General features: G+C 63.0%; 13 protein-coding genes. 1 reads left to right on the top strand and 12 read right to left on the bottom strand.

The annotated features are described in order from the left end of the window. Positions 1 to 11: 11 nt before the first annotated feature. Entirely contained in the window at positions 12 to 929 is a 918-nt protein-coding gene (serB, locus tag GJW30_RS09455) for a phosphoserine phosphatase SerB (RefSeq protein ID WP_096354616.1), read from the top strand. Here serB and GJW30_RS09450 read toward each other — a convergent pair. From GJW30_RS09450 to GJW30_RS09395, 12 genes are all read right to left on the bottom strand, one after another. Then, positions 926 to 2299 (bottom strand): dicarboxylate/amino acid:cation symporter, encoded by a 1374-nt coding sequence (locus tag GJW30_RS09450; protein WP_096354614.1) that lies wholly within the window; start codon positions 2297 to 2299, stop codon positions 926 to 928. The two genes, serB and GJW30_RS09450, sit on opposite strands and share 4 nt — an antisense overlap. A gap of 10 nt (positions 2300 to 2309) precedes the next feature. After that, positions 2310 to 3281 carry a TAXI family TRAP transporter solute-binding subunit gene (locus GJW30_RS09445; RefSeq protein ID WP_096354612.1) on the bottom strand — a complete coding sequence of 324 codons (972 nt, stop codon included), beginning with the start codon at positions 3279 to 3281 and terminating at the stop codon, positions 2310 to 2312. Positions 3282 to 3382: 101 nt separating this feature from the next. After that, positions 3383 to 4006 (bottom strand): GNAT family N-acetyltransferase, encoded by a 624-nt coding sequence (locus tag GJW30_RS09440; RefSeq protein ID WP_096354610.1) that lies wholly within the window; start codon positions 4004 to 4006, stop codon positions 3383 to 3385. Continuing rightward, positions 4006 to 5100: a helix-turn-helix transcriptional regulator gene (locus tag GJW30_RS09435; protein ID WP_096354608.1), complete on the bottom strand. Its 1095-nt coding sequence runs from the start codon at positions 5098 to 5100 to the stop codon at positions 4006 to 4008. Before GJW30_RS09435 ends, GJW30_RS09440 begins: the two co-directional genes overlap by 1 nt. A gap of 194 nt (positions 5101 to 5294) precedes the next feature. Further along, positions 5295 to 6821: a Do family serine endopeptidase gene (locus tag GJW30_RS09430; protein ID WP_245408705.1), complete on the bottom strand. Its 1527-nt coding sequence runs from the start codon at positions 6819 to 6821 to the stop codon at positions 5295 to 5297. Positions 6822 to 6975: 154 nt separating this feature from the next. Then, the gene (locus tag GJW30_RS09425) at positions 6976 to 7161 is read right to left on the bottom strand and encodes a DUF2065 domain-containing protein (RefSeq protein ID WP_096354604.1); all 186 of its coding nucleotides are present in this window, start codon (positions 7159 to 7161) and stop codon (positions 6976 to 6978) included. A 15-nt stretch (positions 7162 to 7176) separates the two neighbouring features. Continuing rightward, positions 7177 to 8076: a protease modulator HflC gene (gene hflC / locus GJW30_RS09420; protein ID WP_096354602.1), complete on the bottom strand. Its 900-nt coding sequence runs from the start codon at positions 8074 to 8076 to the stop codon at positions 7177 to 7179. Then, on the bottom strand, positions 8073 to 9239 hold the full coding sequence (gene hflK / locus GJW30_RS09415) for an FtsH protease activity modulator HflK (RefSeq protein WP_096354600.1): 1167 nt from the start codon (positions 9237 to 9239) through the stop codon (positions 8073 to 8075). Before hflK ends, hflC begins: the two co-directional genes overlap by 4 nt. A gap of 152 nt (positions 9240 to 9391) precedes the next feature. Further along, positions 9392 to 9913, bottom strand: a complete 522-nt coding sequence (locus GJW30_RS09410; RefSeq protein WP_096354598.1) for a dihydrofolate reductase — start codon at positions 9911 to 9913, stop codon at positions 9392 to 9394. Continuing rightward, on the bottom strand, positions 9910 to 10392 hold the full coding sequence (locus GJW30_RS09405) for a GNAT family N-acetyltransferase (protein WP_096354596.1): 483 nt from the start codon (positions 10390 to 10392) through the stop codon (positions 9910 to 9912). The genes GJW30_RS09410 and GJW30_RS09405 overlap by 4 nt, the downstream gene beginning before the upstream one ends. Continuing rightward, the gene (locus tag GJW30_RS09400) at positions 10389 to 11183 is read right to left on the bottom strand and encodes a thymidylate synthase (protein WP_096354594.1); all 795 of its coding nucleotides are present in this window, start codon (positions 11181 to 11183) and stop codon (positions 10389 to 10391) included. Before GJW30_RS09400 ends, GJW30_RS09405 begins: the two co-directional genes overlap by 4 nt. Positions 11184 to 11290: 107 nt before the next feature. Beyond that, positions 11291 to 12277 carry a tripartite tricarboxylate transporter substrate-binding protein gene (locus tag GJW30_RS09395; protein WP_096354592.1) on the bottom strand — a complete coding sequence of 329 codons (987 nt, stop codon included), beginning with the start codon at positions 12275 to 12277 and terminating at the stop codon, positions 11291 to 11293. Positions 12278 to 12302 lie beyond the last annotated feature (25 nt).

The raw sequence follows: 12302 nt of genomic DNA, 5'->3' as shown, positions 1-12302 counted from the left end.
TCGTCTAACACATGGCCGAGAGTTACGCTCAAGCATTGGTTTTGACTGCCCCGCAGGGCGCGCTCGATGAAGCGCTAACCCGCGACATCGAGGCAATGCTGTCCGACACTTCCGTACTGCAGACGTGGTGGCTCGCGCCGGCGGAAGCTTGGGAGGTTATCTTCGTCGCGTCCGAGGACGATGACCTCGCGCCTTTGATCGCTCGCGTCCGCACACATATCGGAAAGCGCCCGATCGACGCCAACATCGTCAGCGCGGAGCTGCATTTCCGCCGCAAGAAGCTCCTCATCGCCGACATGGACTCGACGATGATCGAGCAGGAATGCATCGACGAACTTGCCGCGCATGCGGGACTGAAGGATCACGTCGCGGCGATCACGGAGCGCGCGATGCGCGGCGAGATCGCGTTCGAGCCGGCTCTGCGCGAGCGCGTCGGATTGCTGAAAGGCCTACCCGTAACGGTGATCGACGACGTCTTGCGCGAGCGCATCACGCTGATGCCGGGTGCGAAGACACTGCTCTCGACGATGCGGGCGAGCGGCGCACATACGTGTCTCGTCTCCGGCGGCTTCACGGCCTTCGTCGAACGTGTCGCGAAAGATCTCGGCTACCACGAGAGCCATTCGAATGTGCTCGGCGTTACCGATGCCAAGCTTGACGGCAGCGTGAAGGAGCCGATCCTCGGCCGCGAAGCGAAACTCGCAACCCTCATCGCGTTGCGCAATACGCTGCACATCGCCAAGCCCGAGACGCTTGCGGTCGGCGACGGCGCCAACGATCTCGCCATGCTTGGCGAGGCCGGGCTCGGCGTCGCCTATCGGGCGAAGCCAGCCGTCGCAGCCGCCGCGCATGCTCGCATCGAGCACGCGGACCTCACGGCTCTCCTTTACCTGCAGGGCTACAAGAAGGACGAGTTCGCAACCGCCTAAGCCGTCGCGGGGCGTCGCGCGCCTTCGGCGCGCTCCTCGTCCGTGATCATCACATCCTCGGGCGTGTCGGCCTCGGCATCGGTCTCGCCGTTGAGGCGCTTGTGCAACGTCACTTCGTCGAGCGCCCCTTCCCACTTCGAGACAACGACCGTCGCGAGGCCGTTGCCGACGAGGTTCGTCAACGCGCGCGCTTCCGACATGAAGCGGTCGATGCCGAGGATCAACGCGATCGACGCGACCGGGATCGTTCCGACCGAAGCGAGGGTTGCGGCGAGCACGATGAAGCCGGAGCCGGTGACGCCGGCCGCCCCCTTCGAGGTCAGCAGCAATACGCCGATGATACCGAGCTCCTGTGCGATCGTCAGCGGCGTTCCGGTCGCCTGCGCGAGGAAGATCGCGGCCATCGTGAGATAGATGCAGGTGCCGTCGAGGTTGAACGAATATCCGGTCGGGATCACGAGGCCGACGACGGATTTTTCGCAGCCCAGATTCTCCATCTTCGCCAGCATGCGCGGCAGAACGGACTCGGATGACGAGGTGCCGAGTACGATCAGCAATTCTTCCTTGATGTAGCGAATGAACTTGATGATCGAGAAGCCGCACAACGCCGCGATAGAACCGAGCACGACGAAGACAAATATCAAGCACGTCGTATAAAACGACAGCATAAAGTTGCCGAGATGCAGCAGCGTTCCGACGCCGTATTTGCCGATCGTGAACGCCATCGCGCCGAATGCACCGATCGGCGCGACCTTCATGATGATGCCGACGATCTTGAAGAAGACGTGGCTGACGACGTCGATGAAGTGCAGCACGCTTTCGCCGTAAGAGCCGAGCGACTGCAGCGCGAAGGCAAACAGGATCGCGAAGAACAGCACCTGCAGGATTTCACCATTCGCGAAAGCGCCGACGACGGTCGCCGGAATGATGTCCATCAGGAACTGGATGGTGCCTTGCTCTTTCGCCTTGGTCGTGAAGGCGGCAATCGATTTCGTATCGATCGACGATAGATCGACGTTGAGGCCAACGCCGGGCTTCCAGAGATTGACGACAAGCAGGCCAACGACGAGCGCCAGCGTGGTGACGATCTCGAAGTAGATCAGCGCTTTCAGACCAACGCGTCCGACTTTTTTCATGTCGCGCATCGAGGCAATGCCGTGCACGACGGTGACGAAGATGATCGGCGCGATGACCATCTTGATCGCCTTGATGAAGGCGTCTCCGAGCGGCTTCATCTGTTCGCCGACCGACGGGTAGAAGTGGCCGAGCAGGATGCCGAGCGTGATGGCGCCGAGCACCTGGACGTAGAGGTGAGTGAACCAAGGCCCCGTATGGCCAGGAGCGGTCGTCGTCGCGGTAGCGGTCGCCATCAATCTCTCCTCAGTCCGAATGCGTCATGCCCGGCACCGCGCGGCCGCGGAACCAACGTGCCGCGCCGGGGTGAAACGGGATGAAAGTGTTGCGCGTGAAGTTCGCTGGCGTCGTCTCGGCCGCCGCCGGATGCGCGTCGATGAGCGTGTCCTGATGCGCAAAAACCGCATCGACGATCGCGTAAGCGAGATCGTCCGGCAGATCGCGATGCGCGACCGCGAAATTATAGAGCCCGACCGTCGGGTAGTGCCGCCGCAGCGACGGGTAGCTTCCGGCCGGAACGGTCGCTGTGCCCAGTTCCGGCAGCGCAAGCCGCAAGTCGCGGATCTGCGCCGATGTCAGGGGCAGATAGCGCACCTTCGTCTTGCGCTCGATCTCGGCGAAGGCCGGCACCGGCGCGCCCGCGCCGACGGCGAGTGCATCGAGGCTCTTATCCTCGACCTTCGCGGCAAGGTCCGACCAATCGCCGTTGATCAGCGTAGCGTCGGTCTTCAGCACTTTGAGAAACTGCGGGAAGTAATTTGCAGTCGTGCCGCCGCTCGGACCGACGCCGACGCGCTTTCCGGCAAAGTCCGCAACGGACTGGATGGCTGAGTCGGCCAGCACCACGAATTGAAACGGCGTGTCGTACATCGGGAACAGCGCACGCATCGCCCGCTGCTGGCCGCCGCCGGCAAGAGCGCCGGACGCGTTCCATGCCTGCAGCGCAACGCCCTGCGTCACGAAGGCGAGTTGAATTTCGCCCTTCTCGAGCAGCTCGATGTTTTCAGCCGGACCGCCGGTCGGCCGCGCAATGACGTGAATGCCCAATTCGCGCGACAGGAGCCGTGCGAGGCCATTGCCGTAATCGTAGTAAGTGCCGCCTGCCGACGCGGTTCCGATAATAAGCGATTTCGGCCAATCGGCTTGCGCGAACGCGCCAGACAGCGTCGCTGCGACGAGCGCGAGCGTCGCGAAGACTCGGGCCAGCAATGCACCCATGACGTCTCCTCCCCGTCATGTCTCGTGCTGTCTGCCCGAAATTGAGCGCGCCGAATGGATGACGGAGAGGAAGGTTGGCTCAAACTTCCGAAAAGCTCAAGTCAATCGATCAACGGAATGTGTGGAGCAGATGTGCGCGGCAGAGTTGCGTCGAGACGCGGATCGCGCATCACCTCGACGGCGAACTTGAACGGGCGAAAGCCGGAGCGCTTGTAAAAGCCAAGCGCCTGCGGCGAGTCGAATGTGCAGGTGTGCAACCAGAAGCGCTTGATGGGTTTCGCGAAAGCGCGCGCAATCGCTTGCGTCATCAGATAGCGGCCCGCGCCCTGGCCGATCGCGGCGGCGACGAGGCCGAAGGATTTGAGCTCGCATTCGTCACCCGCGCCGAAGTCGAGATCGATCAATCCGATCGCGATACCCCGCGTCAGCAGCGCATACGACTCGAAATCCGCACGATCGAGATCCGCGCGCAACGCGTCGTCGGGCATCACCACACGCGAGGTCCACAACCAATCCTCGCCGACAGCGCTGAACAACTTGCGATAGTCCGCGAGCGCATTGCCGCGCAGAGGCACGAGTTGAAAGCCCGCATCCGCGATGGGCATCGGCCGCGGCTTCGGCCGCTCGGTCATTTCGAGATAGGTGACGACGTTCGCGACGTCGCCCGGCGCCAATGCGTGGTACCCCGCCGCGAGCGGGTCGTGGTCGCTTTTATCGCTGGACATCAGTGGGTGCCGAAACGCGTCGATACGGAACCAAGCAAGTTCGCGAGTTCGATCTTACGTTTGACGCCGACTTTCGCAAGCACCGCTTTGACCTGACTGCGCACGGTGTGCGGCGAGAGCGACAGCGAAGCTGCGATGCCTTCCGCCGTCAGACCGCTGGCGATGCCGCGCGCGACGCGCGCCTCCGCCGGCGTGAGATCGAACAGCGCCGCAACCACATCCGCATGCGGCGCAGCCGATTGGCTGAGCGGCGAGATCAGCAGCACGGCGTCGCCGCGCGCGAAGATGTCGTTACTGACGCCCTTCAGCGGGATCACTTGCGCAACGGCGGCCGGCGCTTCTTCGGTCGCCGGCAAAGCGAACGACAGCACGGCTTTCGGCGCGAGCCCGCCATGCGCGGCAGCGCGCAAGAACACATCCTGTGCGGAGCGGTTCTCGAAGTGGAGCTTGTCGTTGGCGACAATCTTTACTTGCCCCGGCAGGTTCTCCAGCAGTTCATTCGCGGCCAGCACACGGCCCGTGCGTGTGATCACGGCCGCCGGCAAACCGACAAGCTGAAACGCACCGACGGCGCTGTGCGCCTGCTTCATTCCGAGACGGCTCGCGACAAGCGCCGCACGCGCAATGTGCGGCCGGAAATCGTCGAGCTTGCTCAGCGTATCGCGGCCGATCGGGCCCTTGTCGAAACGCTGTTCGAGATCGAACACGATGATGTCTTGGCTCGTCGAGCAGATCGCCGTGCTGGCAGACCAACCAAGTCCGATCGGGCGGAAATGGCGCACATACATCGGCTCAACTTCGAGCTGATCTTTCGAGTAAAGATCGAACTCGTTCAGGAAGCCGGCGCGGTTGCAGCGCAGCCGATTGGCCGTCCGTGTGTTGTTCGTGTTGAAGCCGCCGTCGACGAAGCCCTGCATGATCGGGCGCATATTGTCGGTGGCGGTCCATTTGAACCCGTGCGCACCTTCGACGAACATCACGCCGCCAAACGTGTCCGTCAGCGTGGCCATATCACTGATGACATTCCGCCAAAGCTCCGGAACGAAGCTGGCTTCATAAATGCCGGAGATGATGTCTGTCTCGTCGCGCGCCATGAACGCTCAACTCGGGTTACCGCTGACACTCTGCCAAAGGTTGCATCAGCAGAGCAATGCAATTTGCACGCCACAAAGCATAGCAATATTACACAGTAAACACAGACGTTTACCGCGGCCGCTAAGATAACGCTAACATTGCATAGAATGGTAATTGCGCGGGGCGGCGCCACGTAGCGCCGCCCTCAAACGCATTACTGAAGGCTCAGCGCGACGAAGCGAAGCTCGCCTTCTGCATTCGCAACGAGCAGCAGCGCCGAGCGGCGGCCCTCGCCCTTGAGTTTGTCGATACGCTTCGTGACATCCTCGGCGGTCGCGACCGGCTCCTGCGCGACTTCGACGATGACGTTGCCGACCGCAAGCTGCTTCTCGGCTGCAGCCGAGCCCGGCTCGACCTCGGTGACGATCACGCCCTTCACGCTCTCTTTGATCTTGTGCTGCTTGCGCAGATCGTCGGAGAGGTTGGCGAGGTTGAGGCCAAGTGTCTTCTTCACGGTCGACTTGTCGTCGTCCGCGCCGCCCGATTTCGGCAGTGAGGCCGGCTGAGCGCGCTCGCCATCCTCGAGGCGGCCGAGCGTCACTTTCTTGGCGAGTTCCTTACCCTTGCGGATCAAGACGACGTCGACTTCCTTGCCGACCGCCGTATCGGCGACGATGCGCGGGAGATCGCGCATGCTCGTGATTTCACGGCCGTCGAAGCGGATCAGCACGTCGCCCGGCTCGATGCCGGCCGGCTTGGCCGGGCCCTTGTCGTCGACGCCGGCGATCAGCGCGCCGCGCGGCGGCTTGACGCCAAGACTCTCGGCGATTTCGTCGGTGACTTCCTGGATCTTCACGCCAAGCCAACCACGGCGAGTCTCGCCGAACTGGCGCAGCTGGTCGATCACGGCCATCGCGGTCTTCGACGGCACCGAGAAGCCGATGCCGATCGAGCCGCCCGACGGCGAGATGATCGCCGTGTTGATGCCGATGACTTCGCCGCGAAGGTTGAACAGCGGGCCGCCCGAGTTGCCGCGGTTAATCGAAGCGTCGGTCTGGATGTAGTTGTCGTAAGGACCGTTCTTGATGTCGCGGTTTCGCGCCGAGACGATGCCCTGCGTCACCGTTCCACCGAGACCAAACGGATTGCCGATCGCGATCACCCACTCGCCGAGACGGATACCGTCGGAGTCGCCGAACTTCACGTCCTTCAGCGGCTTTTCGGACTTCACCTTGAGCAGCGCGATGTCGGTCTTCTGATCGCGACCGACCACTTCGGCTTTCAGCTTCGTGCCGTCGGTGAGGACGACGGTGACTTCATCGGCGTCCGCGATGACGTGGTTGTTGGTCGCAACGAGGCCTTCCTTGGCGTCGATGATGAAGCCGGAGCCGAGCGACGAGGCGCGGCGCTGCTCGCGCGGGTTCGGCGTATTCTCGCCGCGGCGGCGGAAGAATTCCTCGAAGAACTCCTCGAAAGGCGAGCCCGGCTGTGGCTGCGCGCCCGGCGGCTGCTGGCCCTGGCCCTGCCCCTGCCCGTCACGCGGGCGGCGGCCCGTCGTCGGCGGAGCCGCGACCTTCTGCGTCGTCGAGATGTTGACCACGGCGTCGATCACCCGTTCGGCGACCTCCGAGATATTCTCCGGGCCGCGCGCGAAGGCGGGCGCGCTCAGCGGCAGCGCGAGGAAACCGGCGGCAGCCGCCGCGAAGAGAGCGCGGCGAACCGGGATCGAGGCAAGAGCCATCAAATTCTCCATAGGAGCGAGGTTTTTGGGAGCGTGCGCCGACGCCCTACGCTACACAAGTAAATTCCACGCGCGCCCTCGCAAGGGCCGGACCGCCCCGAGGTTGGGCGTGACGCCGATTTGGCACGGCGAATTGGGCCAAATCGCGACTGATTCAGAGGCGTAAAGCGGCAATCAGCAGCACACCACCGATCGCGCAGACGATACCGACGATGCGCAGCGCTTCATTCGGGGTCGCTAAGATGTTCGCCACCGCGCGTTTGGCGTGCTCCGGAAAAGCGGCGAACAGCAGCCCCTCGAAGACGAGGAGCAAGCCGATCGCCACCCAGAAGTCGCGCATGCGGTAGACGCGCCGCTATTGAGCGGCGCGCGCCGGCTCGTCACGCTTGCCCGACGGATTCTGGAAGAAACGGAAGAATTCCGAATCCGGGCGCAGCAGCATGCGGGTATCGCCATGCTTCAGCCCGTTCTCGTAGGCCTGCATCGCGCGATAGAAGGCGAAGAAGTCCGGATCACGGTTGAAGGCTTCGGCGTAGATGCGGTTACGTTCGGCGTCGCCTTCACCGCGTACGCGTTCGCCGTCCGACTGCGCATTGGCGATCGTGACAGTGACCTCGCGATCGGCTCGCGCGCGCGTTTCTTGAGCGACACGGTTACCGTTGGCGCGCGCCTCGTTGGCATCGCGTTCGCGCTCGGCCTTCATGCGATCGTAAATCGCCTGGCTGTTCTGCTCCGGCAGATCGGCGCGGCGGATACGAACGTCGATGACCGTGATGCCGAAGTCGGCCACCTCGCGGTCGAGCTGCTCGCGGATACGCGACATCAGTACGTTACGCTGATCGCGCACGACGCCGAGGAAGGTTGCCTCGCCAAGCACGCGGCGGAGCGCGGAGTTGAGCAGCGTCATCAACTGGAAGTTCGCCCGCTCGATCGTTGCGGCACGCTGATAGAACAGCAGCGGGTCCTTGACCTTCCAACGCGCGAAGGCGTCGACGACGAGACGCTTCTGGTCCGACGCGATGACTTCTTGCGCCGGATTCTCCAGGTCGAGGATGCGCTTGTCGACGTAGATGACGTTTTCAATCAACGGCACCTTGAAGTAGAGGCCCGGCTCCGTGATCACGCGAACCGGATTACCGAGGCGCACGACGAGAGCTTGGCGCGTCTGATGCACCGTGAAAGCCGTCATGTAGACGATGATCGCCGCGACGATGACGAGAGCGAGCACTGCGCCGCCGAAAATATTCTTTTTCATCGTGCGCCCCCCGTCGCCGGACCCGCAGTCGGCCGGTTAGGCTGTGCGGGCGTTTGCGGAGAAGCTTGCTGCGAGCGGCGCGGGTTGAGTTCGCCGAGCGGCAGGTATGGGACGATGCCGTTGCCGGCATTGCCGTCCATGATGATCTTGTCGGTGCCTTCGAAGAGGCGCTCCATCGTCTCGAGATACATGCGCTGGCGCGTGACGTCCGGCGCCTTCTTGTATTCGTCGAGAACGTTGTTAAAGCGCGAGGCAGCACCGCGTGCTTCCGCGATCGCCTGGTCCTTGTATGCGCCGGCAACTTGCTCGATCTGCGAGGCACGGCCCTTGGCTTCCGGCACGACGCGCTTGGCGTAGCTTTCGGCTTCGTTGCGGACACGCTCTTGGTCGGCGCGCGCGGCCTGCACGTCGCGGAACGCCGCGATGACCTGCTGCGGCGGATCGACCTTCTGCATCTGCACCTGGTTGATCTGGATGCCCGCGTTGTACTCGTCGAGCGTTTCCTGGATCAGCTTGTGCACCGCCGTTTCGATGCCTTGGCGGGCGCCAGTGAGCACCGGTGTGATCTCGGAGCGACCGATGACTTCGCGCATCGCGCTCTCGGCAACGGCTTTCACGGTCCCTTCCGGGTTCTGAATGTTGAAGAGATACTGCGCGGCACCGCTGGCCTTGATGACCCACAGCACCGAGAAATCGACGTCGACGATGTTTTCGTCGCCGGTCAGCATCAGGCTCTCTTGCGGAATGTCGCGCATGGTCGTCTGACCGCGGCGATCTTCCAGTTGCATGCCGATGTCGATGCGATTGACGCGCGTGACCTTCGGGGTCTGCACGGTCTCGATCGGATACGGGAGATGATAGTTCAGGCCCGGCGCGACTTCGCGGCTGACCTTGCCGAAGCGCAGGACGACGCCGCGCTCATCCGGCTCGACGCGGAAGAAGCCCGAGAGGCCCCAGATCACCACGGCAGCCGCCGCGATCAACAGGATGCTGAGGGCATTGAGCCCGCCGCCACCCGGCAGGACGTTCTTCAGCTTGTCTTGGCTTCGACGGAGAAGGTCTTCGAGATCGGGCGGCGTTGGGCCGGACGATTGCGGTCCCGAACCCCAGGGACCCTTCGGGCCTGACCCCCACGGGCCACCGCCCTGATTACTCCACGGCATGCAGTTCTCCCAGCGCTCCCGAGGGGAGCGCAATATGTTCCAGCGGGCTTATACGTGAGGGCCCGAACCCTTTCAATGAAGAGGGGTGCGACCAAACGGCCGCCAAAAAGTGCGTGATGGCATCTGTAGGCGCGAAAACAGCGCACGCCAAGCTATTGCGTGGCCGCCGCTTTTTCCCGCCGATAGGTGACGTAAGTAACAGCGGCCGTGTCCACCGGGTCGGGGGTGCCGGGCGTCCGGGCGACTTCCTTCCAGACGGTCGAATCGATCGGCGCAAAGTGAGCGTCGCCCTCCGGCGCCGCATGCACGATGGTGACCTCCAGCCGGTCGGCCTCGTCCATCAGGGCGGCAAAGATTTCACCGCCGCCGATGACCGCTATATCGGACCCTCGCCGCAAGGCATCACCGCGCGCGGCGGCCATGGCAGCCTCGATGGAATTGACGACCACCGTGCCGGGCGCCGAGAACGACTTATCGCGCGTCACCACGATATTGGTGCGGCCGGGCAGCGGCTTGCCGATCGACAGATACGTCTTGCGGCCCATGACGACCGGCTTGCCGATAGTCAGCGTTTTGAAGCGCTTGAGGTCCGAGCGGATGTGCCACGGCATCGTGTTGTTGTGACCGATAACACCATTCTCCGCGACCGCGACGACGAAGACGATCTCGATCATGACGCCGTCCCCAATCGCGCCAGCGCGTCACCGCTGACGCGGCAGATCGACCACTCGCGCAGCAACTCCGCGCCCTGCGACTCGTAGAAATCGATCGACGGCTTGTTCCAGTTGAGCACCGACCACTCGAAACGCGTCCAGCCTTCGCGCACGCATCGCTGCGCGAGGTGCACGAGTAGCGCTTTGCCGATCCCCTTGCCGCGATGCTCAGGCTTCACGAAAAGGTCTTCGAGATAGATGCCGTGGCGGCCGCGGAACGACGAGTAATTGTTGAACCACAGCGTGAAACCAACCGCTTCGCCGTCCCACTCAGCAATGTCGGCGAAAACCGTCGGGTGCGCCGTGAACAGCGCCGCGCCGATCATCTCCTCGGTCGCGTCGACTTCGTGCGAAAGCTTCTCGTATTCGGCGAGGCCTTTGACGAGCGCGAAAACGAGCGCCGCATCACCCGGGATTGCGGGACGGATCGTGAGGCTCAAACCGCGACATCCGCTTTGATATGCGGATGCGGCTCGTAGCCCGTGAGCGTGAAGTCTTCGTACTTAAACTCGGTGATCTCACGCACGTTCGGATTGAGCGTCATCGTCGGCAGCGCCTTGTGCGGCCGCGATAACTGCAGATGCGCCTGCTCGAGATGGTTCATGTAGAGATGCGCATCGCCGAGCGTGTGGACAAAGTCACCCGCCTTCAGGCCCGTCACCTGCGCGATCATCATCGTGAGCAGCGCGTAGCTTGCGATGTTGAACGGCACGCCGAGGAAAACATCAGCCGAACGCTGATAAAGCTGGCACGAAAGTTTCCCGTTCGCGACGTAAAACTGGAACAGCAGATGACACGGGGGCAGCGCCATCTGGTCGACGTCGGCCGGGTTCCAGGCCGAGACTACGAGACGCCGCGAATCCGGGTTCTTGCGGATCATCGCGATGATGTTGGAGAGCTGATCGATCTTGCGCCCGTCCGGCGCCGCCCATGACCGCCACTGGCGGCCATAGACCGGGCCAAGGTCGCCGTTCTCGTCCGCCCATTCGTCCCAAATGCGCACGCCGTTGTCTTGCAGGTAGCGCACGTTGGTGTCGCCGGCGATAAACCACAGCAGCTCGTGGATGATCGATTTCAGGTGCAACTTCTTCGTCGTGACCATCGGAAAACCTTCCGACAGGTCAAAACGCATCTGGTGACCGAATACCGAAAGCGTGCCTGTGCCGGTGCGGTCGCCCTTCTCGGCGCCCTCGGCGAGGATGCGTTCCATCAGCTCGTGATACTGGCGCATGGCGCGACCTTGGGTTTCGGAATCGGGTGCGAAGTTTAGCCGATCAGCCCGCTGGCAGGAACGCACGGCGGGCCGTTCCCCTCAGCTAATTATCCCACATCGGCCGCTCAAGGCTGCTTGCCCGCCGCCTTGATGATCGGCGTCCATTTATCGATCTCGCTGCGGACGAGTTCCCCGAGCGCCTCGGGCGTCGTGTGCGAGCCGGACGGAATGTCGAGGCCGAGATCCAGCATCCGCTTGCGTACGCCCTCGTCGCCGAGCGCCGCGACGATCGCGGCGTTGAGCTTTTCGACGATCGGACGCGGCGTGCCCTTCGGTGCGAACATCGCGTTCCAGGCCGAGGCTTGGAATTCCGGCATTCCGGCTTCCGCCGTCGTCGGCACATCGGGCAGAGCTGGATTGCGCTCGGGCGTTGCCACCGCATAGGCCTTGATCGTTCCGCCCTGCACCTGCGGCACGACGTTGACGCTTTGATCGCACATGTAATCGACTTGGCTCGCGACCAGCGCATTCATCGTCGGCCCCGAGCCATTGAACGGGATCAGCGCCGGCTTCACGCCGAGCAGATGATTGAGCAGCAGACATCCCGTGTAGGAGACCGAACCGACGCCCGCATGGCCGTTGTTTAGTTTGCCCGCATTCGCTTTCACGTAAGCGACGAATTCTTTCAGATCCTTCGCGGGCAATTCCTTGCGGCCGAGCACAAGAATCGGCGTGCCGGCGAGTTGGCCGAGCGGTTCGAAATCCGTGCGCGGATCATATTGCAGATTGGCGTAGAGGCCGACGGCGGCGGCGTGCGTGCCCATCTGCCCGGTCATGATCGTGTAGCCGTCCGGCGTCGCGCGCTTCGCTTTCGTCGTGCCGGTGGTGCCGCCGGCGCCCGATGCATTTTCGATGACGAGCTGCTGGCCGAGCGTGCGCGACATGTGTTCAGCGACGACGCGGGTGACGACATCTGTCGTGCCGCCGGCGGCAAATGGAACGATGACGGTGATCGGCCGGGTCGGATACTCCTGAGCGATCGCGCTCGAAAGTCCGAACAGAACCGTAACGCTGAGGAGTGCGAAGCGTCCAGCGAGCAGCGTTGTCCGCATTTTTTTATTTCCCGCGTTATTTCGT

The organism is Variibacter gotjawalensis, from assembly GCF_002355335.1.
In the GTDB taxonomy this organism is placed as follows: domain Bacteria; phylum Pseudomonadota; class Alphaproteobacteria; order Rhizobiales; family Xanthobacteraceae; genus Variibacter; species Variibacter gotjawalensis.
The sequence above is the reverse complement of the archived record's forward strand: the minus strand, read 5'-3'. Positions and strand labels throughout refer to the sequence as shown.